The sequence below is a fragment of the Streptomyces sp. NBC_00647 genome (assembly GCF_045207245.1).
Taxonomy (GTDB): Bacteria; Actinomycetota; Actinomycetes; order Streptomycetales; family Streptomycetaceae; genus Streptomyces.
Genome location: NZ_CP109040.1, coordinates 9440925 through 9465111 on the forward strand (window position 1 = coordinate 9440925; position 24187 = coordinate 9465111).

At 70.8% G+C, this 24187-nt stretch carries 23 protein-coding genes; 11 read left to right on the top strand and 12 right to left on the bottom strand.

Features of this window, described 5'->3' with window-relative positions; translation table 11 throughout:
* Window positions 1-74: 74 nt before the first annotated feature.
* Both OG788_RS41465 and OG788_RS41470 read right to left on the bottom strand, forming a co-directional pair.
* Window positions 75-590 carry a hypothetical protein gene (locus OG788_RS41465; protein ID WP_406376072.1) on the bottom strand — a complete coding sequence of 172 codons (516 nt, stop codon included), beginning with the start codon at window positions 588-590 and terminating at the stop codon, window positions 75-77.
* A gap of 8 nt (window positions 591-598) precedes the next feature.
* Complete coding sequence (locus OG788_RS41470; RefSeq protein ID WP_351545765.1) at window positions 599-1114, bottom strand: SigE family RNA polymerase sigma factor; 516 nt, start codon at window positions 1112-1114, stop codon at window positions 599-601.
* Between the two features lie 353 nt (window positions 1115-1467).
* Here OG788_RS41470 and OG788_RS41475 point away from each other — a divergent pair, with 353 nt between their 5' ends.
* Window positions 1468-2391 carry an SGNH/GDSL hydrolase family protein gene (locus OG788_RS41475; protein WP_406376073.1) on the top strand — a complete coding sequence of 308 codons (924 nt, stop codon included), beginning with the start codon at window positions 1468-1470 and terminating at the stop codon, window positions 2389-2391.
* A 76-nt stretch (window positions 2392-2467) separates the two neighbouring features.
* On the opposite strand, the gene OG788_RS41480 is transcribed toward OG788_RS41475, so the two are convergent.
* Together OG788_RS41480 and OG788_RS41485 are read right to left on the bottom strand one after the other, a co-directional pair.
* A complete protein-coding gene (locus OG788_RS41480; RefSeq protein ID WP_406376074.1) occupies window positions 2468-2920 on the bottom strand; it encodes a hypothetical protein in 453 nt (150 codons plus the stop codon).
* 208 nt (window positions 2921-3128) lie between these two features.
* Window positions 3129-4565: a cellulose binding domain-containing protein gene (locus OG788_RS41485; protein WP_406376075.1), complete on the bottom strand. Its 1437-nt coding sequence runs from the start codon at window positions 4563-4565 to the stop codon at window positions 3129-3131.
* Between the two features lie 297 nt (window positions 4566-4862).
* On the opposite strand from OG788_RS41485, the gene OG788_RS41490 reads away from it, so the two are divergent.
* Window positions 4863-5750, top strand: a complete 888-nt coding sequence (locus OG788_RS41490; RefSeq protein WP_406376076.1) for a GntR family transcriptional regulator — start codon at window positions 4863-4865, stop codon at window positions 5748-5750.
* Between the two features lie 111 nt (window positions 5751-5861).
* Here the strand turns inward: OG788_RS41490 and OG788_RS41495 are convergent, their stop codons facing one another.
* Window positions 5862-6635: a crotonase/enoyl-CoA hydratase family protein gene (locus tag OG788_RS41495; RefSeq protein WP_406376077.1), complete on the bottom strand. Its 774-nt coding sequence runs from the start codon at window positions 6633-6635 to the stop codon at window positions 5862-5864.
* A 113-nt stretch (window positions 6636-6748) separates the two neighbouring features.
* On the bottom strand, window positions 6749-7957 hold the full coding sequence (locus tag OG788_RS41500; RefSeq protein ID WP_406376078.1) for a cytochrome P450: 1209 nt from the start codon (window positions 7955-7957) through the stop codon (window positions 6749-6751).
* Window positions 7958-8307: 350 nt separating this feature from the next.
* Here OG788_RS41500 and OG788_RS41505 point away from each other — a divergent pair, with 350 nt between their 5' ends.
* Window positions 8308-9135: an alpha/beta fold hydrolase gene (locus OG788_RS41505; RefSeq protein WP_406376079.1), complete on the top strand. Its 828-nt coding sequence runs from the start codon at window positions 8308-8310 to the stop codon at window positions 9133-9135.
* 91 nt (window positions 9136-9226) lie between these two features.
* Here OG788_RS41505 and OG788_RS41510 read toward each other — a convergent pair whose 3' ends face one another.
* Window positions 9227-10132 (bottom strand): S41 family peptidase, encoded by a 906-nt coding sequence (locus OG788_RS41510; protein ID WP_406376080.1) that lies wholly within the window; start codon window positions 10130-10132, stop codon window positions 9227-9229.
* Window positions 10133-10189: 57 nt separating this feature from the next.
* Between OG788_RS41510 and OG788_RS41515 the strand changes: the two genes are divergently transcribed.
* On the top strand, window positions 10190-10735 hold the full coding sequence (locus OG788_RS41515; protein ID WP_406376081.1) for an ArsR/SmtB family transcription factor: 546 nt from the start codon (window positions 10190-10192) through the stop codon (window positions 10733-10735).
* 45 nt (window positions 10736-10780) lie between these two features.
* Here OG788_RS41515 and OG788_RS41520 read toward each other — a convergent pair whose 3' ends face one another.
* Window positions 10781-13627, bottom strand: a complete 2847-nt coding sequence (locus OG788_RS41520; RefSeq protein WP_406376082.1) for a SpoIIE family protein phosphatase — start codon at window positions 13625-13627, stop codon at window positions 10781-10783.
* 251 nt (window positions 13628-13878) lie between these two features.
* Here OG788_RS41520 and OG788_RS41525 point away from each other — a divergent pair, with 251 nt between their 5' ends.
* Window positions 13879-14118 carry a hypothetical protein gene (locus OG788_RS41525; RefSeq protein ID WP_351545799.1) on the top strand — a complete coding sequence of 80 codons (240 nt, stop codon included), beginning with the start codon at window positions 13879-13881 and terminating at the stop codon, window positions 14116-14118.
* A gap of 476 nt (window positions 14119-14594) precedes the next feature.
* On the top strand, window positions 14595-15833 hold the full coding sequence (locus tag OG788_RS41530) for an AI-2E family transporter (protein ID WP_406376083.1): 1239 nt from the start codon (window positions 14595-14597) through the stop codon (window positions 15831-15833).
* A gap of 163 nt (window positions 15834-15996) precedes the next feature.
* Here OG788_RS41530 and OG788_RS41535 read toward each other — a convergent pair whose 3' ends face one another.
* Together OG788_RS41535 and OG788_RS41540 are read right to left on the bottom strand one after the other, a co-directional pair.
* On the bottom strand, window positions 15997-16950 hold the full coding sequence (locus OG788_RS41535; RefSeq protein ID WP_406376084.1) for an NUDIX domain-containing protein: 954 nt from the start codon (window positions 16948-16950) through the stop codon (window positions 15997-15999).
* A gap of 121 nt (window positions 16951-17071) precedes the next feature.
* Complete coding sequence (locus OG788_RS41540; RefSeq protein ID WP_406376985.1) at window positions 17072-18799, bottom strand: ATP-binding cassette domain-containing protein; 1728 nt, start codon at window positions 18797-18799, stop codon at window positions 17072-17074.
* A gap of 618 nt (window positions 18800-19417) precedes the next feature.
* Here OG788_RS41540 and OG788_RS41545 point away from each other — a divergent pair.
* The 5 genes from OG788_RS41545 (at window position 19418) to OG788_RS41565 (ending at window position 22409) form a co-directional block, all read left to right on the top strand.
* Window positions 19418-19786: an STAS domain-containing protein gene (locus tag OG788_RS41545; RefSeq protein ID WP_406376085.1), complete on the top strand. Its 369-nt coding sequence runs from the start codon at window positions 19418-19420 to the stop codon at window positions 19784-19786.
* A 64-nt stretch (window positions 19787-19850) separates the two neighbouring features.
* On the top strand, window positions 19851-20606 hold the full coding sequence (locus OG788_RS41550) for an ANTAR domain-containing protein (RefSeq protein ID WP_406376086.1): 756 nt from the start codon (window positions 19851-19853) through the stop codon (window positions 20604-20606).
* Window positions 20603-21364: an ANTAR domain-containing protein gene (locus tag OG788_RS41555; protein ID WP_406376087.1), complete on the top strand. Its 762-nt coding sequence runs from the start codon at window positions 20603-20605 to the stop codon at window positions 21362-21364. The genes OG788_RS41550 and OG788_RS41555 overlap by 4 nt, the downstream gene beginning before the upstream one ends.
* 111 nt (window positions 21365-21475) lie before the next feature.
* Window positions 21476-21727: a hypothetical protein gene (locus tag OG788_RS41560; protein WP_351545813.1), complete on the top strand. Its 252-nt coding sequence runs from the start codon at window positions 21476-21478 to the stop codon at window positions 21725-21727.
* 235 nt (window positions 21728-21962) lie between these two features.
* A complete protein-coding gene (locus OG788_RS41565; RefSeq protein WP_406376088.1) occupies window positions 21963-22409 on the top strand; it encodes a DUF5994 family protein in 447 nt (148 codons plus the stop codon).
* 24 nt (window positions 22410-22433) lie between these two features.
* On the opposite strand, the gene OG788_RS41570 is transcribed toward OG788_RS41565, so the two are convergent.
* Together OG788_RS41570 and OG788_RS41575 are read right to left on the bottom strand one after the other, a co-directional pair.
* Window positions 22434-22874, bottom strand: a complete 441-nt coding sequence (locus tag OG788_RS41570; protein ID WP_406376089.1) for a DUF5994 family protein — start codon at window positions 22872-22874, stop codon at window positions 22434-22436.
* Between the two features lie 22 nt (window positions 22875-22896).
* Window positions 22897-23919: an acyl-CoA desaturase gene (locus OG788_RS41575; protein ID WP_406376090.1), complete on the bottom strand. Its 1023-nt coding sequence runs from the start codon at window positions 23917-23919 to the stop codon at window positions 22897-22899.
* Between the last annotated feature and the right edge of the window lie 268 nt (window positions 23920-24187).

Below are 24187 nucleotides of genomic sequence, written 5' to 3' on the forward strand. Positions count from 1 at the left end.
GCGGGCGAGAACCCGTCCACCCGTCCGGGGCCTAACCCGCCCGGTGGTGCGGGCGGTTGGAGAGCGTGCCGGAGCTACGCGGTGCCGGTCTCGCTGGCGAACGACGACGGCTCGAGCGTCGACGTCGGCGGGGACGAGGGTGTTCTGCTCGGTGTCGCCGGTGCGGTGGACGGCGCGCCTGTGGTCGCTGTTCCCGCGGGGTCGGTGGCCACCGAGGTCGAACTCCCTGTCGTGGTAGGTGTGTCGGGTGGGCCGGAGATCCCGTCCGTGCTCTCGGCAGTGGCCGACCCGGTGGGTGTCCCACTCGGGAAGTGGGTCGGTGTCGGGGTGCCGAACGGGGAGGTGGGGCTGGTCGCGGGCCGCGGCACAGGGGCCAGCGGCCGGTCGCGGTCCGGGGCGTGCGGCAGCAGGAACAGGCCGAGGCTGACGCCGGCGACGGCCAGGACACAGCTCGCGGCCCTCTGTGCCGCGCGGACCCGGCGCCGGACGCGCACACCGGCCCGGAGGCTGTCCTGCTGCGCGGGTTCGAAGGGGGTGTGTTCCTGGGCGTCGCGCATCATCCGCGACAGCTCCCGCTCGAAGTGGTCCATGCTTCCCTTCACCCCACCGGCTCGATGACGTCCGCCAGGATCTGGCGCAGCCGCGCCACACCGCGTGACGCGTGGGAACGGGCGGTGCCCAGTGGGCAACCCAGGACCTCCGCCACCTGCTTCTCGGGCAGGTCCTGGTAGTAGCGCAGTACGACGGCCGCCCGCTGTTTGGGCGGCAGTTGGGCGAGCGCCGCCTCGAGCCGGGACCGCTCCACCACGGCCGCGGACTCGTCCCCGGTGTGGGCCAGGTCCGGCAGTTCCTCCACGGGGCGTTCGCCCCACCACCGTCGCCGTGCGGAGCGGGCCGCCGCACGCGCCAGGACCTTCCGGACGTATGCCTCGGGTGCCTCCTCGGCGACCTTCGGCCAGACGAACCAGAGTTTGACCAGGGACTCCTGGAGCAGATCCTCGGCGCGGTGCCGGTCACCCGCGCAGAGCAGGCGTGCGAGGTGGAACAGCGCCGACCAACGGGCCGCGACGAAGCCGTCGAAGCCGTCGATCCCCTCGGTCCTTGTCTGTTGCATCCGCACCGTCCCCGCCCTTGCCGCCTTCGTACACCTGGAGAAAGACGTCGGCGGGGGTCGCACTATGCACCCAGATCGCGTGATCTGGGTCACGCGCCCTGAGAGGTCCGCGGGTTCCCCGTTCGTGGCGCGGAGGGAACAGCCACGGACGAGTGCGGGGCAGCGGCTGATGAAGGTTGGACAAGCCGAGACTGATCAGACTATGGCCCGGCGGCCTACCGGCCGGTATACAAGCGACGTTGGGTCTGCCGGGCAGGAGCCGTCCGGCCTCCGCGGCGTCGCGATCCCTGGTGCGCGCCGACGGGAGCCGGTGCCCGTCCCGCAGGCTGTCATGGCTTCAGGGGAGGGGCACGATGAACCATCACACGCGTCCGGACGACGCCGTCCCGAGGCGACGCGGCGCCATGGCGGTGGGGGCCGCGCTGAGCAGCTGCGCGCTCGTCGCGGGTGTCGCCGCGGCGACACCCGCCGCGGCGGGGCAAGGTCACACGCATTCCGGCGTCGACTATGTGGCGCTCGGCGACTCGTACACGTCCGGGCCTCTGATTCCTCAGCAGACCGACGCGAACTGCGCGCGGTCCGACCACAACTACCCCTCGATCACCGCGGCCGAGCGCAAGGTCCGCTCCTTCACGGACGTGAGCTGCGGCGGCGCGAAGACCGACGAGATGTGGAAGGCACAGGGGACCAACGGACCCCAGCTGGACGCGGTGAAGCGGGACACCGACCTGGTGACCGTGCAGATCGGCGGCAACGACATGGGCTTCGGCTCCATCATCGCCACCTGCGCCGGGCTCAGCTCGAAGGACCTCGCGGGCAATCCGTGCCAGCAGTACTACGGCGCCTCCGGCTTCGACCAACTCACCCTGAACATCGTCGAAACGGCTCCCAAGGTCGCCCGGGTGCTGCGCGCGGTGCACGCCAGGGCGCCGCACGCGCGCGTGGTGGTCGTCGGCTACCCCGACCTCCTGCCCGACGACGGCAGTGGCTGCTACCCGACCGTTCCGTTCGCCGCGAAGGACTTCCCCTATCTGCGGGACACCGGCAAGCGGCTCAACCTGATGCTGCGCACGGTGGCGCGGCTGAACCGGGCCGAGTACGTCGACACCTACGGGCCGACCGTGGGCCACGACATGTGCAAGGCACCCGCCGACCGCTGGATCGAACCCCTGCGCCCGACCTCTCCCGCCGCTCCGGCCCATCCCAACGCCAAGGGCCAGGAAGCGATGGCGCGAGCGGTGCTGGAGCGTCTGGCCAAGGGATCCGGGCACCACTGACCGGTCCGGTCGCGGCACCCGGCTCGTGAGCGTCCCTGTCGGCGAGCGCCCGTGCGTCCGCCGGCAGGGATCCCGTTCAGAGTGTGCCGCGCATGCGCTGGGTGAGGCGGTCGCGTTGGTCGTTGAAGGCGGTGCGCGCCCCTTGGAACTCCTCGGTGTCGAAGGTCAGCCCGCGCGCGACGGTGTCGCGGTAGGTGCGCAGCAGGGTGACGGTGAGGGTGGCTTGCTCGACGACCTGGTCGTCGGCCACGAGAGACAGTTCCAGTCGGCGGGGCAGCACATTGCTGTCGCGCAGGACCGTCCCGGCCCGGGCGAGCGCCGTTTCGTCGCGGTCGTGTCCTCTGGCGATGTTGATGAGGATCTCGCTCGCCTCCGCGGTGGCGTTGAGGAAGGCGACGTAGGCGGCGCGGCGGTCGTCCCGGGTCCGTTGCTCGCTCTCCCGCAGCCAACGGCGCCGCTCCGCCAGCGCGGACGCGGCGAGGGCGATGAGCGCACCCATGGTGGTGCTGAGGAGGCTTGTCCATTCCACCTCCTTACTGTGCTCCGGTCGGGACTCGTCCAACCCGCGTGTCGTCCATGACCCGGCGCTTCCCGCGCAAGGGGCGGGGCTGAACACGGGCTTCGTCGATCTGTTCCGACTCCGACGACGCATGTGCGGGCACCCGTTCCGGCCGGACCGGCGGCCCGGCCGGAACGAGGGACCCTGCCGGAACGAGGGACCCTGCCGAACGGCGACGTCAGGTGGCCGGGACCTCGTCCACGAACGCGGTGCCGGCACCGCGGTACGCGGCCACCTTCGCGGATACCTGGGCCGGGGTGAGGACCTGGTCCTTGACGTGCAGGACGTAGTCGACCTGCTGGTTGTAGGCGCGGGACGTGGTCGAGGTCTGTCCGGCGAGGTCGATCAGCCACTGGTTGAAGTTGATCGACATCGGCCGCTCGGGCAGGTACTGGGCGTCGTGGGTGCCGAAGAGCTGTCCGTCGATGTAGTACTTGATGCTGCTGTTGTCGATGGTGAGCACCAGGTCGTGCCATCCGGCGTAGCTCTGGCGCGCCTCGGTGTGCTGGTTGACGGCCTGCCAGGGATCCGGGTTGTAGGTCTCCCAGGACGTCGTGTAGAGGATGTTGCCCGACTCGCCCCAGCCGCCGTTCGGCAGATACTCGAAGTCGTACTCGGCGTAGTCGTCGGCCATGGGCGCCTTGAGGTCGTTGATGGTGAAGAACGTCTGCACCAGGTGATCGCCGTCCGGGCCGGACTGGGGCGCGTCGGCGAAGTTCACTCGCGCCGCGTAGGTGCCGTTCTTGAACTTCGTGCTCTTGGTGAGGACTTCGGTCTGCTTGGTGGACGCGGCGGTGCCCGCGGTCGAGGTCTCCAGGTTCATCACCGAGTTGCCGGACACCTTCGGGAAGGTGACCTTGGAGGGGTCCCAGGTGGCGCCGGGGACACCGGGGCCGCCGGAGTTGGAGCGGACGTTCCAGCCGTGGGCGGAGATCGCGGGGTCGGTGGACGACGAGTAGGTGAAGTCGTCGAACAGGGCCTGGCCGCCACCGGGAGGATCCGTCGGCGGATCGGTGGGGTCGGTCGGATCCGTGGGGTCGTTGCCCTCCGGTGCCGTGCCCCACACGGTCGTTCCGGCGAGCTGAGCGGTGACCTTGCCCCAGTCCGCGTACGAGGTCTGCGTGGCGTTGAACGAGTAGTCGTCCGCCTGGTTCACGCTCTGCCAGTTGGACTGGTAGAAGCGAAGCTGCATGTCGCCGGTGTCGGCGCCCGGTGCCAGTGAGCCGGCCCCGGAGGTGAAGCCGATCTCCAGATACCGGTCCGCCGTTCCGGTGGGGTGACTCAGTGTGCCGAACGTGCCGGTGATGTTCGCGCACCCCTTGACCGCCCAGGAACAGGCGAAGCGATAGGTGGTGCTCGCCGAGTCCGCCTTGAAGTAGTAGCGGATCTTCACCTGGCTCAACTGCACAGACGAGGAACTGGTGTTGCGCACCTTGAACCAGGGCTCGCTCTGGTCGGCGGTGGCTCCGCTCGCGCTGGTGCGGTACTGGACGGCGAGACCTCCGGCCGCGGCGGCGGGGGCGCTCAGGGGAACGGCGACCAGGGCGGTGCCGCCCAGGAGGGCCGACAGGGCGAGGGCCACACGACGGCGGCCTGTGGGTGGACGGTTTCTCATGTGAGTTCCTTTCGGGGGCTCCCGCAGAGCGCGGGAGAGTGGGGGTGCTCAGGAACACGAGGAGACATTCCGCGCTTGACCAGTTGACCGGCTGGGCTTACCAGTTGGCGTCGCATGAAAGTGGCATAGACCATTGCGCTCGTCAACCCCCTTGTCAGCAAGGGGACTTGCTTGAAGCAGGGGGTTCGGGTTACCTGTGTCGCGGCGCCGATCAGAGTCGACCCCGTTGACCAGCGGACCAGTTATGGTCAGAAGCCATACCAGTTGGCCCGTACCGACGAGGAACGAGAGTCCTGCATGGAGATCGATCCCGCCGCCTCCCGCGCGGTACTCAAGCGCGAGAGAGTCCGTGACGCGATCCTCGAACTGATCGAGGGGCGCCGCCCCGGTGACGCCATTCCCTCCGAGCGCGCGCTCTGCGCCGAACTGGGCGTCTCCCGGCCCACGTTGCGGGCGGCGGTGGACCAACTCGTCGTCGCCGGACTCCTGGTGCGCGAACACGGCCGCGGCATGTTCGTGGCCGCGGAGAAGATCACCCAGGAACTGGTCTCGGACCGGCAGACCTTCAGCCTGCCCCAGGCCGCGGGCACCTGGACCAGCAGACTCCTGGAATTCAGCACGCTCCCGGCGGGCGCCCGGGTGGGCCGCAGGCTGCGCATCTCGCCCGCCGCCAGAATCCGGTACGTGGCAAGGCTCCGCCTGGTCGACGGCTCGCCCATGGCCATCGAGTACCTGCACGTCCCCGCCGACCTGGTGCCCGACCTGACCAGTGACGAGCTGGAGAACGGCGACCTGTACGAGCACCTCGGGGAACGGCACGGAATCCAGGTCAGTGAGGCGGTCCAGTCGATCGAGCCCACGGTGGTGACCCGCGACGAGGCGGGCCTGCTCGATGTGCCGGAGCTGTCCCCGGCCCTCCTCTTCGAACGCCTCACCTCGGACGCCCAGGACCGGCCGGTGGAGTACGTCCACTCGATCTACCGGGGAGACCGCTATCGCATCGTCTCCCGTCTGGCGCTCGGTCCGCGGTCCGGGCATCCGTCAGCACGCGACGGGCACCACCCCGGCATCCCGCCGGGAGACTTCCTGCCGGGAGAACCCGTCACCTTCTCCACCCGTGGCGTGGTGGCGGGCGACCTCTTCGGGCACGGCGGCGGACGGGGCGGGGTCGGACCGGCGACATGACGGCGGACGGTCCTGCCCGTCCCCCGTCAAGGCGCCGCCGAGGTCCGCGGATTCCAGGCCCGCGGCACCCCGCCCGCGTGCTTCCCCCGCCCACACCGCCGGGCTCGGATCTCACCGGCTCCAGACCGGCGGGCGCTTCTCGGTGAACGCCTGGGCGCCCTCGGTGGCGGCGCCGGTGGTGAAGACCGGTGCGCTCAGCGGGTCCTGGACGGTGTAGGCGGTGTGATCGTCGAGCCCTCGCGTGTCCTGGACGATCCGCTTCGTGATGTGGACGGCCTCACGGGAGTGGGCCTGGACGCGATCGGCCAGGGTGAGCGCCGCGTCGACGGCCAGGCCCTCGTCCGTGAGCCGATTGACGAGTCCGTACCGGGCGGCGTCCGGGGCGGGCAGAGGAGCCGCGGTCAGCAGCATCTCCATCGCCACGTGGTAGGGGAGCCGGCCGGGCAGGCGGACGGCTCCGCCTTCGGCCGCGACGAGCCCGCGGGCGACCTCGGGCAGGGCGAAGAACGCGGTGTCGGACGCGGTGATGAGGTCACAGGCGAGGGCGAGTTCGAAGCCGCCGGCGACGGCCGCGCCCTCGACGGCGGCGATGAGCGGCTTGCGGACGCGGGCGCGGGTCAGCCCGCCGAGTCCGCGGTCGGCGACGAGCGGAACGCCTTCGGTGGGAAAGGCCTTGAGGTCCATTCCCGAACAGAAGTGGCCGCCCGCCCCGGTGAGGATGCCGACGGACAGGGACGGGTCGGACTCCAGGCGGGTGAGCGCCGAGTCCAGGGCGTCGGCCAGCGCCTGGTCGACGGCATTGCGGACGCGGGGCCTGTTGAGGGTGACGAGCAGGACCCCGGGGCGTGGCTCGGCCGTCATCACTACGGGCTCGTGGCTGTTCATGCGGTGTGCTCCTGGTGGGGGATGTACGGCATGCGGAGATGGGGGATGGAGGTAGGACGGCGGGAGGCCATCCGGTCGTGCGGGCCGGTCGTGCGGGCGGTCTGCGGAGGGAGTCAGGTCCGGACGACGGGCAGGGCCGCCAGTCCGCGCATGACCCGGGCGGGCCGCCAGGGGAGTTCGTCGGCCGGCTTGGCCAGCTGCACCGCACCCAGGCGCCGGAGCAACAGCGGGAGCGCGACGGCGCCTTCGAGCCGGGCCAGGGCCGCGCCGATGCAGAAGTGGGGGCCGTGGCCGAAGGCGAGATGGTCATTGGGCGTCCGGCTCACATCGAGCCGGTCCGCGTCCGGGAAGCGGGCGTCGTCCCGGTTGGCGGAGCCGATCAGGAGGCTGACGATGTCGCCCTCGCCGATCAGCTGACCGTGCAGGCTGATCGGTCCCGTGGCGCACCGGAAGGTGGCGTCGCGCACCGGAGAGTCGTAGCGGAGCAGTTCCTCGACCGCTGTCCCGACAAGCTCCGGGCCCGCACCCGCTCCGGTCAGCCGGGCGGCCTCGTCCGGGTTCCGGAGCAGGGCGAGCATGCCGTTGCCGATCAGGTTCATCGTGGTGTCGTGGCCCACCAGCAGCAGCAGATAGGCGGTCGAGCGCAGCTCCTCCTCGCTCATCGCCCCGCTGGTGTCGCCCGCCCGTACCAGAGCGCCCAGCAGGTCCACTCCGCCGCGCTCGCCCCCGGCGCGCTTGCCGGCGATCAGGGTGTCGAGGAGGGCATGGAGATCCGCTTCCACCCGGGCTTGATCCCGGCCCGGATCGGGGGCGATCGTGGCCATCAGGGTGTCCCGGGTCGCCGCGTTGTCCAGCTCCTCGGGGACACCGAGGATCGCGCAGATCATCCGGAAGGTGAGAGGCGCCGCGAACGCCGCGATCACATCCACGTGGGTGTCGCGTTCGATGCCGTCCAGCAGGCGGTTCGCGGCGTCCGCGATGAAGGGTTCCAGCCGGGCGATGCGACGGGGTACGAACGCCGCGTTCACCAGGGTCCGCAGCCGGGTGTGGTCCGGGGGATCGGCGTGGACCAGGTGCCGGTTCAGCCCGGCCGGCCCCGGAAAATAGCCGGGCACCCGGCCGGGGTCCTTGCTCAGCCGACCGTCGGTCAGCAGAGCCCGGACGTCCGCGTAGCGGGAGATCTGCCACACGGTGGGCCGGCCGGGTCTGCGGTCCGCGTGAGCGGGTGCATGCCGGCGCAGCCAGGCGAAGTAGGGATACGGGTCCCGCACCCGTGCTGCCAGCAGGCCAGGGGGTGGGGACGGTACTCGGGGAACGGGCACGCCGGCTCCGGAGTCGATGATCGATTCGGACACCGCGCCAACGCCCGGGCGCGGCCGGAGGATACGGAAACCGGCGAACCGCGGGCGCCGGAACCTGCAAGATCGCTCCGACGGATCAGCGCTCCCGGCGGCCTCGGAGGCGGCGACTGCCCGACGCGCCGAAGCGTGGTCCCTCGGCTAGAGTAATGCGGACGACGTGCCCATTCCGGTCATTCTGTGCTCTCGACCGTTCCGTCGCCCCCGTGCGTCCGCCGCTGGTCCGTGGCGTGGCATTCGGCGTTCACCTGCCGGCGCGGGCACCGAAATCGCGTGAAGCGTGGAATTCCGTACCAGTTGGAGAGGAACCACACATGCCCTTCGCCACCGCCCAGGACGGCACACAGATCTTCTACAAGGACTGGGGATCGGGTCAGCCCGTTGTCTTCTCCCACGGCTGGCCGCTGACCGCGGACGCCTGGGACGCCCAGATGAAGGTGATGGCGGACAACGGCTTCCGGGCCATCGCCCACGACCGGCGCGGTGGCGGCCGCTCCGGCCAGTCCTGGGACGGCAACAACCTCGACACGTACGCCGACGACCTGGCGGCCGTCATCGAAGCCCTGGATCTCCGGGATGTCATTCTGGTCGGACACTCGACCGGCGGCGGTGAGGTCACCCGCTACATCGGCCGGCACGGCTCCGGCCGTGTGGCCAAGGCGGTCCTGGTCGGCGCGATCCCGCCCCTCATGCTGAAGACCGACGCCAACCCCGAGGGTCTGCCGATCGACGTCTTCGACGAGATCCGCAAAGGCGTGGAGACGGACCGGTCGCAGTTCTACAAGGACCTCAGTGCCCCGTTCTACGGCGCCAACCGCGACGGATCGACCGTCACCCAGGGCACGCAGGACGAGTTCTGGCTCTGGGGAATGACCGTGGGCATCAAGGGCGCCTACGACTGCGTCAAGGCGTTCTCCGAGACCGACCTCACCGAGGACCTCAAGAAGATCGACGTCCCCACCCTGATCGTGCACGGCGACGACGACCAGATCGTGCCCATCGTGGCCTCCGGCGACAAGTCCTCGAAGCTCGTCAAGGACGTGGTCTACAAGGTGTACCCGGGCGCTCCGCACGGCCTGGCCATGGTGCCCAAGTTCGCCGAGGTGTTCAACGCCGACCTCCTTGAGTTCGCCCGCAGTTGAGCCGACAGCCACCTGGGTGTTCATGGCGTATCGGAGACCGGTGCGGCGTGCCCGTGGCCGACGGGCACGCCGGCAGTCCGGTCAGGCCGCTTCAGTCCGCCAGTCGCGCGAGGGCCAGCGCGTGGGCGCGGTCGAGGGAGTCGGCGGCGGCGCAGGTGATGTCCGGCTGTATGCCGGTGCCTTCCCAGTTGGTGCCGGAGACTGGGTTGACCGAGCGGCCGACCGGGATGGTGGCCTCCAGGTGCGGGTGCACCGTCCAGCCGTCACGCGGGTGCGCCCCGCCGCCGGTGCGCTCGCCGACGACGACGGCGCGGCCGAGCTGCTGCAGATCGTAGGTGAGTTCCTCCGCGGCGGAGAAGGTGCGGTTGCTGCACAGCACGTACAGCGGTTTGGTGCCGCCGAAGCGCGCGCCGGGCACGTGCGGCAGGCTCCAGGACTGCTCGTTGCGCTCGCCCTCCCGCCAGTGCATGGTGTTGAGGTGGGTGCGATCGTCCAGCAGATAGCTGCAGACGAAGGCGACCGTGTCCGGGTCACCGCCCAGGTTGGCGCGAAGGTCCAGGATCAGCGCCCGGGCGCTCGATGCCAGGGTGAGCGCGGCACCCAGCGGTTCGGCCGCCCACTCCAGTGGAAACAGCGTCGGTGCCAGTTCCACTACGGCCACCCCTCCCTCGAGCAGCTCCACACGGGGCGCGCCGCCCAGCGAGGTGTCGAAGTTCCGGCGCATCGCCGCCAGGGCGGCCGCTCCCTTCTCCGAAGGCACCGGCTCGGCGTGGTACGCCAGCCTCAAGTGCAGGTCGCCGTTCACGGATTGCAGGTCCGCGGTGACCAACCGGCCCAGCTCTTCGGCGCTGTCGACGTCGTAGGTGCCCTCGGCGAGGCGCCGTCGCAGCAGGTCCGCCAACTGCTCGGCCGTCTCCGGGAAGACATAGTGTTCGATCAGGAGCCGGGCCGTCTCGTCGATGACCGGGGCGGGCCGTAACTGCGTCAGGGTCGTCATGGCAGGGAGTAGAGCACTGCCCTTGCGAAAGCGTCAAGAGAATTAGACACTTTCGGAATGCACGATCAGCCGCCCAGTCCGAAGCCTCCCCAGGATCTCCAGCAGATCGGCAGCCCCGAGCAGTTCGCGGCGCTCGCCCATCCGCTGCGTCAGCGCCTGCTGTTCGTCCTAGGCCACCGGCCCGCCACCATCAGCGGTCTCGCGGTGCAGCTCGACGCGAAGAAGGGCAACGTCGCCCACCACCTCAAAGTCCTGCGCGAAGCCGGGCTGGTCCACATCGCCGAGACCCGTCAGGTGCGCGGCGGAACGGAGCACTACTACCAGCGCACGGCCCGCCGCATGGTCGTCGACGAACCTCGGGCGGACGGCACCGCGGCGATGTTCGCCGCGGTCGCCCAGGAACTGGAGCGCTCCCCCTCGGAGACCTGTCTGACGCTGCGACACCTGCGTCTCAGCCCCGCGAAGGCACAGGAACTGGCCGAGACGCTCGCCCGGCTGGTCGACGAGGCCGAGGAGGACGAGGAGGAACAGCCCATGCACGGCGTGCTGGTGACGCTGTATCAGCAAGCCACCGAGCCCGGCATCACCGACAGGTCCTCGTAGCCGGGTGCGGTCGGAGAACCGAGCGGCATCTCCGCGATCCCCGCCTCAGCCAGGCTGTCCGGCGTTCGAGGCGGACAGATCCCCGTCCGCCGGTTCCTCCGGGCCGGGGAGCGCCTGCTCGGTCCAGATCGCCTTGCCCTCCGTGGTGTACCGGCTTCCCCAGCGTTCACACAGGGCGCTGATGAGCTGGAGCCCCCGGCCCCCCTCGTCGGTCTCGGAGGCGCGCCGGATGCGGGGCATGGTCAGACTCGCGTCGGACACTTCGCAGACGAGGGTTCCGCTGCACAGGAGCCGTAGCCCGATGGGGCCCCTGGCATGGCGGATGACGTTGCCGACGAGCTCACTGGCCAGCAGCTCCGTCGTCATGACCAGGTCGTCCAGATGCCATTGGGCGAGCTGTTCCCGGACATGGCGGCGGGCCTCACCCGCGGCCTCCGGGCCCTCCGACAGGTCCCAGGAAGCCATCTGCCGGTCGGCCACCGTGTGCAGCCGTGCGATCAGCAGGGCGGCGTCGTCGTGGGCGGGCTGCCCGCCCGGCAGCAGGCCCGCGGTGACCGTGTCGCACAGCTCCTCCAGGTCCGGACAGCAGGTGGTACGGGGGAGCAGATCGGCGAGCTGGGCCATGCCCTGGTCGATCTCCCGTTGCGGTGACTCCACGAGTCCGTCGGTGTAGAGGACCACAAGACTGTCCGCCGACAGCTTCAGTTTCGTCGTCTCGAACGGAGGGAACGCGGCGCCGAGGGGAGGATTGGCGGGGACCTCGGGGAAGTAGGCGCTGCCGTCGGGCCGTACGACGAGCGGCGGCGGATGCCCCGCCCGCACCACGGTGCACGACCCGTCGGTGGAGTCGTAGAGCGCGTAGAGGCAGGTCGCGTACGCGTGATCGCCGAGGGCTCCGACGATGTCGTTGAGGTGCCCCATGATCTCGTCGGGAGGCAGTTCCAGAGCGGCCAGGGTGTGCAGCGCGGTGCGCAGACGTCCCATGGTCGCGGCCTCGGGCAGACCGTGGCCCATCACGTCGCCGATGACCAGGGCCACCTGGCCCGCGGACAGCGGGATCAGGTCGTACCAGTCCCCGCCCACGTCGGAGGTCTGGCCGGCCGGCAAGTAGCGTGCCGCCGCGGTGACTTCGGGCACGGTGGGCAGTCGCAGCGGCAGCAGGGCTTCCTGGAGTTCCTGCGAGCGGGTGAGCTCGGCGTCGTAGAGCCGTGCCCTCTCCAGAGCGTGCGCCACGAGCGCGCTGATGGTGATGAGGAGGGTGCGTTCCTCGGAGGTGAGGCGCCGGGCGGTGTCGAAGGCGATGACACACACGCCGAAGGTGTGGCCGGAGGCCGTCAGCGGAAGGAAGGCCCAGGCCTCCTTGTCCGTCGGAGGCTGCTGCTCGCCGTCCGGGAACGCCGACGCCCATTCCTCCCGCGACGAGTAGAAACGGGGTTCGCCCGTGAGGACCGCCTGTCCGGCGGGATCGGCACCGGACAGTTCCATGCCGTGCGCACCGCGCATCTGCCGCAGAAAGGAGCTCGGATAGCCGACGGACCCGATGTGCACCAGCCGCTGCTCCTCGATGACGAGCACGAGCAGGCCCTGGGCGTCGAACGGCGGCAGGACACGCTGGGCGACGGCTTTCACGACGTCCTGCGAGGTGGTCGCCGCGGCGAGCTGCGTGGTCAGCTCCACCGTCCGGCTCGCCCGCTCGGCCGCGGTCCGGATGGCCGCCACGTGCTCGGCCTCGCGGCGGCGCCGATCGGTGACGTCGGTGAAGTAGAGGGTGAGACCGCTGGGCACGGGGACGAGCCGCAGGTCGTAACAGCGGCCGGTGTCGGCCATCGTGACGTCGAAACCGGTGGCCGTGGACCGCTCGGCACCACGACGGCACCGTTCCTCCAGATCGGACATCCGGCGCAGGGCGGGAAGGTCCCACAGGTCACGTCCGAAGAGCTGTTCGTCCTCCGAGCCGAGGACGCGTTCCGCCTCCAGGTTGGCGAAGGTGATGCGCCAGTCGTCGTCCACGGACAGGAAGGCGTCGCTCATGTGCTGCAGGGCGCGGCTGAGGGTGTCGCGGGTGGAACGCGAGGCGTCGCTGGCCCAGCCCTTGCCTATGATGCGCGCGACCTGGCCCTCGTCGTCGAGGACGACGTGACCGGACGCCCGCGTCCATGTGTAGCCCCCGTCGCCGCGCCGGACCCGGTACTCGGCCTCGAAGGGTGCCTGGGTCCGGATGGTGCGTTCCGCCGCCGCCAGCGTGCTCGGCAGATCGTCGGGGTGCACCACCTTCATCCAGCTCTCGACGCCGGGGACGAAGGCCGCGGGATCGGTCTGGTAGACCGTCATCGCCGCCTCGTCCCACAGCAGCTCGCCGGTGCGTACGTCCCACTCCCAGGATCCGACCGGAGTGAAGTCGAGGTCGGTGCGCAGGCGGGCGGGCTCCGGCATCTTCCGCAGACGGTTCATGGCCCATTGGGCCACTGAGGTGAGGAACGTCCACTGGGCGGGCGCCGGCTCCTCGTTGTCCCCGGTGAGGCAGGTGATCGCGCCGATGGCACGGTTCTTGTCGACCAGGGGCACGGAGAACCAGCCGGACCGCGACAGGAGCGGCGCGTCGGGTTCGACCAGGTCGGTGGGGAGTGCGGTCACCCAGACGTTCTCGCCCGAGCGCACGGCACGGGCGGTCGCCGTCGGTCCGTCCTGGTCGACGATCTCCCATGCCCGCGTGAGCGACGACGGCAGTCCTGCGGAGGACACCAGACGCAGAGCCGACATGGGGCCCCGCAGGTAGACGGCCCCGCCGACACAGCCCAGCTCCGCGACGGAGTGCTGAAGGGCGAGCCGGAAGACCTCGCTTTCCGTGATGTCGTCGTCAGCGGTGTCGAGTAGGTCCAGCCGCCTGATCACAGACCCAATATAGGATGGAATGCCGTAAATGACATTAATGGCATTCTCTGCTACGGAGAGTGCCTCGTTCCGGACCGGCGTGAGGGGAGTCGCCTCGTTCCGGGCGGGCGCGGCGACCGGCACCGGCGCGAGGTCGGCGCGAGGCCGGCGCGGGGCGGCGCGCCAAGGGACGGCTCAATCCGCGTGTGTCGGGCGTGTGATCGCTTTTGGTGGTGCAACAGCAGATCCACCGACTTCGAAGGAACGCATTCATGCGCATCAGAACGGCTCTCGCCCTCCCCGCCGTCGCTGTCGTAGCCCTGGTCGGCCTGGCCGGCACCGCCGCGGCGGACGGTGACGCCGGTAACGGCAACGGTGACGGCACCACCGCGACGCAGACGATCAGCGACAACACCCTCAGCGGCCTGGACTTCACCGGTCGCGTGTTCAGCGTCGGCAACACCGGCCTGGAGCAGGACCCGATCACGATCACGTTCGCGGCCATCGGCTAGTGCGTGCGGCCGGCGGCCGCGGCCGCTCGCGCGGGGAAGTGTGTGCGGACCCGACGCTCCCGTGCCGAGGTGCCACGGTCCGCTCGCCGTACGGAGACCGCCGTCGACCTGGGCCGCCACGGCCGGGGGCGCCGACGCGTCCTCCGCAGGCCGGGCTCGTCCCCCGCGGCGTCGGCGCCGGGTCATCGGGCCGGCCCCGCGAGCGGTGCGCCGGACCGCCGCTCGGCGCCGCCCACCGTGCGTGCCCCGGGTTGCGGGGCCCGGTGCGCGACACCACGCTGGCCAGGACGCCCGAGTGATCGACGGTCTACGCCGCCCGGTCGCCCGTTCCCCCGGCGTCGCGCGGCGGTTCCCGTACGGGCACACGTGGCGGACGGCCCCGACGGCGGGAGGACGGTGGCACACAGGTGAACGCCGGATCGCGCCGTTCTCACCGGCGGCCGGACTCGCCCGGCACCGGTCGCGGCGGACGCCGGATGCGGTACGTCGTCGTGGGGAACCGTTCCTCCCGCGGCGCCCGGTCGGTGGCGCGGGCGCGTACCGCCGGTGCCGTCGTGCGGCGGGGCGCCGGACACGGTGACGGAGTGACGGTGGGTCACGGGCTGCGCGTGGCCGCCGCGTACGCGTGGCGGCTGCTCGTCCTCGGAGCGGCCGTCTACGTGGTCTTCGCCTTTCTGGGCAGGTTGCAGCTGGTCGCCGTGGCGCTGTTCCTCGCCCTGGTCGTGACGGCGGTCCTGCGTCCGCTCGCCGATCTGCTGGCGCGTCACATGCCGAGGACCGTGGCTGTGATCGTGAGCATCATCGGAAGCCTGCTCCTGGTCCTGGGAGTGATGGCGCTGGTCGGTAGCCAGGTGGCGGGCGAATCGGGTCGTCTGGGCCATGAGTTCGCCGGGGGCCTGGGGCGGATCGAACGCTGGCTGGAGGGCTCCCCTTTCCACGTGAGCCACGCGGTGCTGTCGGACCTCCAGGGCAAGGTCGCCACCTTCGTCTCCGAGCACCGCTCCGTACTGATCAGCAGCGCCCTCAGCGGCGCGGGCCGGGCGGTCGAGTTCATCACCGGCCTGGTGCTCGCCCTCTTCTGCTCGCTGTTCTTCATCCGCTCCGGGGACAGGTTCTGGCGCTGGTTCAAGGCGTTGATGCCGGGGGGTGCGCGAGACCCGTTGGACCGGGCGGGACGGGCGGCCTGGCGTACCTTCGCCGGGTACACGCGCGGCATCATCATCGTGGCGGCCACCAACGCCGTGCTCGTGGGAATCGCCCTGTACGTGCTGGGCGTCCCCCTCGCACTGCCGCTGACGCTGCTGGAGTTCTTCGCGGCGTTCATCCCTCTGGTGGGCTCGCCCGTCGCGCTTGGCGTGGCCACCGTCGTCGCCCTGGCCACCCGCGGGCCCGTCGTCGCGATCGTGGTGCTGGCCCTGATCGTCGTCATCGGCCAGTTGGAGGGTCACGTACTGCACCCGCTCGTCCTGAGCTGGGCGGTCCGGCTGCACCCCGTGGTCGTGGCCCTCTCCGTCATCGCGGGCAGCATCCTGGCCGGCGTGGTCGGCGCCGTCGTGGCCGTGCCGCTGGTCTCGGTCGCCTGGTCCGTGATCTGCGAACTGCGCGCACCCCCCGAGCCCGAGCCCGCCGGCCGCTCACCTGGTCACCCGTCCGCCCCGCCCGGCCCGAGCTCCCGGCCGACCGGACCGTCCCGGGCCACGGGCCCTGCGCGGTGAACGGCCCGACGGGCCGGGCGGCCCCGTGGTGGTGAAGCCGGCCCCGTCGTGTCGCCCTGCGGCCGAGATCGCGGCGCCGCTCCAGCGCTTACCGCCCGGTGGCCGGTTGCCGGAAAAGGCCCCAGCCCGCCGGGGCGCTCGTCTTCCGGCCTGCCGGTGGAGTTCATTCCGTCCAGCCCAGATGTGTGTAGGACTCTCCGCGGGCGATGGCGGCGAGCGCGGTGCGGGTGTAGTCGACCAGCCGGTCGGGGAGCGCGTCCAGCGGCCACCACCGCCACTCCGTGCACCGGTCGGGCTCCAGGACCTCGGGCTCACCGCTCCAGCGGGAGGCGGCGAAGAACAGCTGCACGCGGGGAACGAGACTCCAGGAGTTGTGCTGATCCACGGTGTGCACGAGGGCGAGGTCGCTCGCCTCGAGGGTGATGCCGGTTTCCTCCGAGGTCTCTCTGACCATGCACGCCAGCGCGGACTCTCCCTGCTCGCGGTGTCCGGCCGGTACGTGCCAGGTCGAGGGCGCGAAGGCGCTGTCAGGGTGGCGTCTGCCGAGCAGCACCGCGCCGTCACGTACGAGGACGAGATGGGCGCCGACGATACTGCGCCCCCGAGGCTCGCTCTCCTCCCGGACCCGCACGGTCGACGGTGTGCCGCTGCTGTCGAGGCGGGGGAGCGGGTGCCTCCGGTGCTCGTGGACGACCGCCACCGCGCCCGGGTCCATGGTCATGTCCGCCGTCTCGTCGGCGTGGGTCCAGCGGAGCTGGATGCCCTCGTGGAGCGGGATCTCGTGGGCGGGCCGGTTCAGAGTGCCCCGGTAGACGAGGGCACGGTCCTTGAGCGTGCCCGACGCGTCGAGGGTGTCCAGGATGACGAACGGGGTCAGGTCGGGGACGGTGAGGCCGGTCTCCTCGTACAGCTCGCGGGCGATGCCCTCGGCACACGTCTCGCCGGGCTCGGTGCCCCCGCCGAGCAGGGCCCAGGTCCCGGGGCGCCAGATGGGTCTGTTCGCGTCGCGCAGGTGCAGCAGGTAACGCCCGGAGTCGTCGACGAGCAGGGCGGCTGTGCCGTGCACCTCGATGGTGCGAGGACTGATCGGGGGTCCGGAGGCACTCGTGTCGGTCACGGAGAGAGTCCTTTCGTGTCGCGCGATCCCGAAAGACCGAGCAGGGAAGCGGTGGCCTGAAGGGGGGCGGGAAGCGGTGGTGTGAACCGGGTGGGTGGCCGGGCGGGAGCCGGTCGGACGTTCAGCGTTCCTGGGACAGGCGCAGGAGATCGGCGAAGGTGCCACCGGCGTGGACGAGGTCGTCGTACGTGCCCTGTTCGGTGAGGCGGCCCTGTTCCATGACCACGATGTGGTCGGCGATCCGGGTGTTCTCCAGCCGGTGCGTGACCACGATGGTGATGCGGTCCGCGGAGATGCTCCTGATCTTCTCGAAGATGCCGTGCTCGCCTCGCGGGTCCATCTGCGAGGTGGGTTCGTCCAGGATCAGCAGAGGCGGCCGCCGGTACAGGGCCCGGGAGCAGGCGAGGCGCTGCCATTGGCCGCCGGAGAGTTCGGCGCCGCCGAAGATCTCGCGCGCGAGAAGGGTGTCGAGCCCGGCGGGGAGTTCCTCGATGGCTTCGCGCATGCCCACCGCCTCGACGGCGTCCCACACGTGGTGGTCGTCGGCGGACCTGGGCTGGCCCAGCGTCACGTTCTCGCGGGCCCGGAGGGGCCATTGGGCGAAGATCTGCGGTACGAGGCCGGTGCAGTTCCAGGCGGTGGCGGGATCGGCGTGAGCGAGGTCGGTGCCGTTCCAGGTGACCCGGCCCTTGTCGGCGAGGTAGATCCCGGTGATCAGACGCGTCAGGGTGCTTTTGCCCGAGCCGTTCACGCCGACGACGGCGAGGATGTCGCCGCGCCTCAGGGTCAGGGAGACGCCGTCGACCGCGGGCTTCGATTTTCCCGGGTATCGGTAGGTGACCTCGTCCAATCGGATCTCCTCCACCGGCGCCTCGATGACCGCTCGCCCTCGCTTGGGCGCGCGCTCGGCGGCGTCGTCGAAAAATGCCTGCATGTCGCCGAGGTAGAGGCTGGTGTGGAACACGGCGGCGCCATTGATGACGACCTGGGACAGCGCGGCCAGAGTGGTCTGGACGGCGACGACCGCGGTGGCCGCGATCGCCGGCGCGATCCGTTCCGTGACGGCCAGCCAGGCGAGCATGCCCCAGGCCGCCCCGAGGAAGGCTCCGCCGGCCAGGGAGGACAGCACCGCGATCCGCAGAGTCCGGGGCGCGGCGGCGAGCGTGCGTCGGTCGACCCGATCGGAGAGGGCCCGGTACCAGTAGAGGAGGTAGTCGGTCATTCCGTTGGCGCGGACCTCGTCGCCGTACTTCGGCGTGGTGGCCCACCAGCGCGTCATCCCGCGGACGTTGCGGTCGGCGACGTTCGCGTAGTGGATCTCGTAGTCGACCCGCGCGGTGAGGACCGCGCCGACGCCGGCCGGGGTGACGGCCAGGAGGAGCAGCGGCAGCATCAGGGGGTTGAGCACGGACAGAACGCCGCCGGCGGTGACCATCCTGATCAGGGCGGACAGGAAGCGCTGGGCATCCATGACCATGACGTGCGTGCGCATCACTCCCATCTCGGCGGCCTCCTGGCGGTCGGAGAACCCGTCCACCGCGTACGCGGACGCTTCGACCCGGCAGACGGCCTCGACCAGCGCCGAGTCCATGATCGTCGTCAGCCGAGGTGTGATGCGCCGCTCGGCGTACGCGGCGACGGCCACCGAAAGCCGCGCGACCGCGCCGGCCCCGGCCACGACGGCCAGGGCCGGAAGCGCCTCGTACAGGCGGTCCGACACCGCTCCGCCACCGAGGATGGGGGACATGGCCCTCGCCGTGGCGGCCAGCAGCACGGCGGCGGTGAAGCCTGTGGCCAACTGGCAGGCGAGGATGAGGAGTACGGCGCGACGGTCGATCCGCCAGGCCATGCCCGTGATGCGGCCGACGACGCGCGGGAGCTGGGAGCACAGGGCCCGGAAGCCGACTTCGCCGAGCGGATTCACGGAGTACTGCCCGGAGTACGTGATCTCAGCGGGAGGCGGCGGTGGAACGGACGCGGTCTTTGAGGTCAACTGCTCGTCTCCCTGGGCGATTTGATGGGGATGAAGACGACTTCAGATGACTCAACGACAGGTACCGCGATATCGAACACACGTGTTTCGGCCGCATCGGAATCCGTGCGCGGCGGGGCAGGCCGGTCGCGGCCTTCCGGGATACGGGGTCCGGTGGCCACGAGCGGATGGCCGAATCGCCGTGGTTGATGCGTGAGTGACGGATGGGGCTTGCGGTGCTGCCCGCGAGCGCCCGGCGGGCTCCGGAGATGGCGATGCAGGCGCATCGGCAGCGGTTCCCCCTCCGCAGGCCGCTGTCCCGATCCGTGGCCAACTGATCCGCAATTGGAGAACGGTGACCGCCCTCTCCACCCCGGCGGTACCCTGGCCCTACGGCCCGCCCGTGTCCCCGGCCCTCTCCGTGCAGTCTCGTTCCGCGCAACAGAGGCACTGCGCAAGGCGAAAGCCATCCCACCGGCAGAGGAGTTGGGACGCATGGGCCCGCATCCCGGGTTGTTCGACGAGGTGCGCGTGGTCCGGGCCGACGGCGAGCTGGATCTGACGACAGCGGCCGCCTTCGCGCATGACCTGGAGAACGCCCGGCACGGCACCGGACGGTTGTTCCTCATAGTGGACCTGCGCGGCGTGACGTTCATGGACGGCAGCGTCCTGGCCCCGCTGTGCGCGGCGTGGGAGGAGTGTCATGAGCGGCTCGGATGGGTCCGCGTCGTGCACACCCGGCCCGGCCCGGGTCTCGTGTTCCGGGCCGGCGATCTACTGGAGCGGTTCCCGCGTTACGCGAACGCTCATGACGCGTGGAAGGGCTGTACCGCCGACGGTGCGTCGGCTGACCGCGACACGTGAGGTACGTCGGCAGCCGGACGCTGTCTCACATCGAGGACTCCCGGCCGGGAAGGGGCGGAGCACGGTGATCAGCGACGGCATGGCCGATGCCCTGCGGTCGCTGCGCCTGGGCGGCGGCGATCCGGCACTGGTGTGCGTGCGGGCGCTGGGCGTCGAGGGTGTCGCGCTGTCGTTGCTGGTCGGTGAGGACCGGGCGGCCGAGCCGCTCTGGTGCCGGCCCGGGCCGAGCGAGCGCTTCGAGGAACTCCAGTTCACGCTGGGCGAGGGCCCCGGGCCGGACGCGGTCCGTACCGGCTTGACCGTCCTGGAGCCGGACCTGCGGCGGGTGCACCCCGGGCGATGGCCGGTGCTGCTGCCACTCGCGCGGGAGATGGGCGTGCAGGGTGTGGGCTGCTTTCCGCTGGGTGTGGGGGCCATCCGGGTCGGTGTACTGACTGTGCTGTGCGACGAGGACCGGCGATTGAGTGAGCAGCAGTGCGCCGACGCGACCGCCCTGGCGGCGGCGCTGACCGGCGCCTTCCTGAACGTGGAGCAACGTGGAGGGGCGAGTGGAGTTGGCAATGTGTCCGGTCTCGGCATGGTGCTGCAGTGGCCTTCCGGGCTGCATCGCGCGGTCGTGCATCAGGCCACGGGCATGATCAGCGTGCAGCTGGGCGTGCCCATGGACGTGGCCCTCCTGCGCCTGCGTGCTCATGCCTATGGCAGTGAGCGCCCCCTCGGCGAGGTCGCGGAAGACGTCGTCGCCCGCAGGCTCCGTTTCAACGACGACTTCGACGACGATAAGAGCGGGCTGTATTCGCCCGACGGCGGAAAGGGATGAGCGGCATGACACGCGAACGGCGTCTGGCCGAGATCTTCGTGGAGGTCGCGGACTCCCTCGTCGAGGACTTCGACGTCATCGACCTCCTGCACCGTCTGTCGGCGCGCTGCGTCGAACTGCTCGACGTGTCCGCGGCCGGGATCCTCCTCGCGGACGCACACGGCGAACTGCAGGTCATCGCCGCCTCGGACGAACACACCCGCCTGCTGGAACTCTTCGCCCTCCAGCACGACCAGGGTCCGTGCGTCGAGTGCTACCGCTCCGGCACGGCCCGGACGAACATCGACTTGTCGCGTACCGAGACGACCGCCGGCTGGCCGCGGTTCGCCGCGCGAGCCCGTGAGACGGGGTATGTGACCACGCACGCCATCCCGCTGCGCCTGCGCAACCGGGTCGTCGGCGCGCTGAACCTCTTCCACACCACCCGGGACCGCCTCGGTGACGACGACATCGCGCTCTCCCAGGCACTCGCCGACGTGGCGACCATCGCGATCCTGCAGCAGCGCACGCTGGAGCAGTCGCACGTCGAGAACAGTCAGCTGGAGACCGCGCTGACCAGTCGCATCTTGATCGAGCAGGCCAAGGGAGTGCTGGCGGAACGCTGGAACACCTCTGTCGACGACGCTTTCACCGCCTTCCGCTCCTACGCGCGCTCCCGGCATCTGCGGCTCTCCGACCTCGCCGTACGCATCATCTCGGGGGGCTTCGACACCGCGGCCATTCCGGCACCTGTCCCGCCCGAGGGGCACAGCGGCTGAGCGCCGCCGTTTCCCGGCCCGCGCACGCCTGGCAGGCGGCTCCTGAGGGGCACGCGGGAGTAGAGTGAAAGTTCCGGTCAGCTGATCTCTGCCCCCAACGACGAGGTCGCCATGCAGTCATCGGAATCGCTCTCGGACGGACATGCCGAGGTACGCATCGTCGCGGCTTCCCCGGATGTCGCCCGCCGCGTGGCGGAAGTGCTTCGCCGGTGCTTCGACGCCACCGAGCAGCGCAGCTATCCCGCGAGCACCGACGGGGGCACGCGGCTCCAGCTCACCGTCGACACCGATAACCCGGCGGAACCGGCACGCTCCTGGCTGGAGACCAGCCGCTCCCCGGCAACGCGTTCCGACCGGAAGTGAGCCGGCCTCCAGGAACGGTCCGTTCGGCCTTCACCAGGAGTAGCGTGAGGCCATCGGGAGCATTCCGCGCACCGGCCCCGATGCCGGTGTCGTTCCCGGTGAGTCACAAGCGCCGGGCGATCGCTCGAGAACAGCGGCCCGGAGACGGGTTCGCGCGATGCACGCGACCGCCGACCAACCCCCGCCACGGCCAACGCCCTTCAGGGCCCCGATCGTGCGCCTCGCCCTGAAACCGGTGAGTCCGTCAGGAGGCCGTGCCGAACTGGACGGTGCCTGGTGGCCTCGTTCTCATGATCTGACGCCCGAACTCTCCGCTCTGGCAGATGTGCTGGATCCGCTGTGGGGGCGGATCACCCGGATCGCCGTCGATCCCGGCCGCTGGCCGGTCATCCCGCGCAGGATCCTCGTCAACGGCCGTGCGGTGAAGGTCGATTGGTTCACCTCGGGGCAGGACCCGCACAAGATCCTGTTGCTCTCCTCCACGTCGGGCCGCTGGGACCTCCTCGTGATCCCTCCGGAGACCGGCGCCCCCGCTGCGGCCCGGCTGATGTCCGCCGCGAGTGCCGGCACCGGCCCGTCGCCGACCGCGACCGCCCTCATGGCGGCGGAACAGGTCGACACCGTGCCCTTGTCGGACGAGCCCGACACCGGCCGCCCCGAGCGACCGGTGCCGGCCAGGTGACGGCCCGCGCCACCGCCCTGGCCGTCAGCCCACCGGCGATCCGCGGGGCGGTCCGTCGCCAGTGGGACCAGCCGTGACTCCCGCCGCGGCTGCCATGAGGGGCTCGGCGGCCTCCGAGGTCGTATCCGGGGGCACGACGAGCAGGTCCCAGCGTCCCCAGCCGGGAGCGAGCAGGATGACGGAGTGCCGAGTGGATGCCGTCGGGCTCACGTGCAGTCGCACCACCTGGCCGTCTACGAGGATGCGGCCGGGCACCGCGGACCACGCGGCCCCGCTGACCGTGACGCTGCTGATGTGGCCCCACGCGCGAGGCAACCCGGCGAGCAGCTGGGGAAGTTCGGCGAGCAGATCGTACGACCGCGGCCACCACGCTCCGTCGATGGCCCGGGGCAGGCCGCCATGAGGCGCCAGACGCAGACGGAGAAGAGGGTGGACGGGAAGCGGAGGCTGCAGTGCGGTGGTCATCGAGGCGCTCCTGCCAACTGCCTTACATGGATGAGACTTTGACTCGGACGCGACGGGCGGCGACGCGCTCCGGGGTCGGCCAGCGCACCTCGTACACCCAGCCGAGGCGTTCGAGGACGCGGATGAAGGCGGCCGACGGGTCGATCTGCCCGCGGTCCACGCCGTGGCGGGCGCTCGTGGGGTCGGCGTGGTGGAGGTTGTGCCAGCTCTCGCCGAACGACAGCAGGGCAAGCGGCCACAGGTTGGTGGCCCTGTCGTGGCGCCGGGTGTGGAACGGGCGTTCGCCGATCATGTGGCACAGTGAGTTGACACTCCAGGTCACGTGATGGAGCAGCGCGATGCGCACAAGGCCCGCCCACAGAAGGGCGGTCAGGCCGTACACCCAGGTGCCGCCGATCGCCCAGCCCAGCCCGAAGGGCAGAGCGAGGGTGAGGAGGCACAGTGCCGGGAAGGCCCGGGCGACGGCCCGGATGTCACGGTCGGCGACGAGGTCGGGGGCGTAACGCTCCGCCGGTGTGGCTTCGTTGCGGAACAGCCAGCCGACGTGCGCGTGGATCAGCCCGCGCAGCTGGCCCCGCAGGTGCGTGCCGTAGCGGTACGGGGAGTGCGGGTCACCGGGCCGGTCGGTGAAGGCGTGATGGCGGCGGTGCGTGGCGACCCAGCCGATGACATCGCCCTGGAAACTCATCGAACCGGCCACCGCGAGCGCGACGCGCACGGGGCGGACGGCCCGGTATCCGCCGTGGGTGAGGCCGCGGTGGAATCCGACCGTGACGCCGAGGCCGGTGACCATGTAGAGGACAGCGGCGAGCAGCACGTCGACGGGATGGATGAGACGTCCCCACAGCAGCCAGCCGGCCAGACCGAGCGCCACGAACGGCAGGACCACGATCACCGCCGTCACCGTCACGTACAGCCGCTCCCCGCCGCCGCGCGCGGGCACCGAGCCGTCCGCTGGGAAGGGCGAGGTCCCGTCGTAGACCTGAGGCGGAGAGGGGCCGTCCGACGGACCGGCCGTCGTGGCGGGGGTGGACATGAGAGGCATACGGAACTCCTCGGCCTCGGTGCGGGTGGCGCGGCCGGGGTCAGGGGCTGCCCCTGTGATTGGGAGTCGTGAGAACGGGACCGCTCCGGACAGCGACATAGGAGCCCGGACAGCGACATAGGAAGAGTCCTCGGTGTCTCCACCGTACTCCCGCACGCTCCGAAACGGGGCTTGCCGGATCGCGTGACCACTGCGACGCCACGGACCTCCGGCGGACGCCGGCCCCACGGTGCCGCGCAGGGCGCCGACGGTCCGGAGCAGGGCCTCG

Excerpts from the sequence above, each read along its gene's own strand:
- OG788_RS41465 (WP_406376072.1), bottom strand. The coding sequence starts at position 590 with ATGGACCACTTCGAGCGGGAGCTGTCGCGGATGATGCGCGACGCCCAG.
- OG788_RS41470 (WP_351545765.1), bottom strand. The coding sequence starts at position 1,114 with ATGCAACAGACAAGGACCGAGGGGATCGACGGCTTCGACGGCTTCGTC.
- OG788_RS41475 (WP_406376073.1), top strand. The coding sequence starts at position 1,468 with ATGAACCATCACACGCGTCCGGACGACGCCGTCCCGAGGCGACGCGGC.
- OG788_RS41485 (WP_406376075.1), bottom strand. The coding sequence starts at position 4,565 with ATGAGAAACCGTCCACCCACAGGCCGCCGTCGTGTGGCCCTCGCCCTG.
- OG788_RS41490 (WP_406376076.1), top strand. The coding sequence starts at position 4,863 with ATGGAGATCGATCCCGCCGCCTCCCGCGCGGTACTCAAGCGCGAGAGA.
- OG788_RS41495 (WP_406376077.1), bottom strand. The coding sequence starts at position 6,635 with ATGAACAGCCACGAGCCCGTAGTGATGACGGCCGAGCCACGCCCCGGG.
- OG788_RS41505 (WP_406376079.1), top strand. The coding sequence starts at position 8,308 with ATGCCCTTCGCCACCGCCCAGGACGGCACACAGATCTTCTACAAGGAC.
- OG788_RS41510 (WP_406376080.1), bottom strand. The coding sequence starts at position 10,132 with ATGACGACCCTGACGCAGTTACGGCCCGCCCCGGTCATCGACGAGACG.
- OG788_RS41515 (WP_406376081.1), top strand. The coding sequence starts at position 10,190 with ATGCACGATCAGCCGCCCAGTCCGAAGCCTCCCCAGGATCTCCAGCAG.
- OG788_RS41525 (WP_351545799.1), top strand. The coding sequence starts at position 13,879 with ATGCGCATCAGAACGGCTCTCGCCCTCCCCGCCGTCGCTGTCGTAGCC.
- OG788_RS41530 (WP_406376083.1), top strand. The coding sequence starts at position 14,595 with ATGCGGTACGTCGTCGTGGGGAACCGTTCCTCCCGCGGCGCCCGGTCG.
- OG788_RS41540 (WP_406376985.1), bottom strand. The coding sequence starts at position 18,799 with ATGGCCTGGCGGATCGACCGTCGCGCCGTACTCCTCATCCTCGCCTGC.
- OG788_RS41545 (WP_406376085.1), top strand. The coding sequence starts at position 19,418 with ATGGGCCCGCATCCCGGGTTGTTCGACGAGGTGCGCGTGGTCCGGGCC.
- OG788_RS41555 (WP_406376087.1), top strand. The coding sequence starts at position 20,603 with ATGAGCGGCATGACACGCGAACGGCGTCTGGCCGAGATCTTCGTGGAG.
- OG788_RS41560 (WP_351545813.1), top strand. The coding sequence starts at position 21,476 with ATGCAGTCATCGGAATCGCTCTCGGACGGACATGCCGAGGTACGCATC.
- OG788_RS41570 (WP_406376089.1), bottom strand. The coding sequence starts at position 22,874 with ATGACCACCGCACTGCAGCCTCCGCTTCCCGTCCACCCTCTTCTCCGT.
- OG788_RS41575 (WP_406376090.1), bottom strand. The coding sequence starts at position 23,919 with ATGCCTCTCATGTCCACCCCCGCCACGACGGCCGGTCCGTCGGACGGC.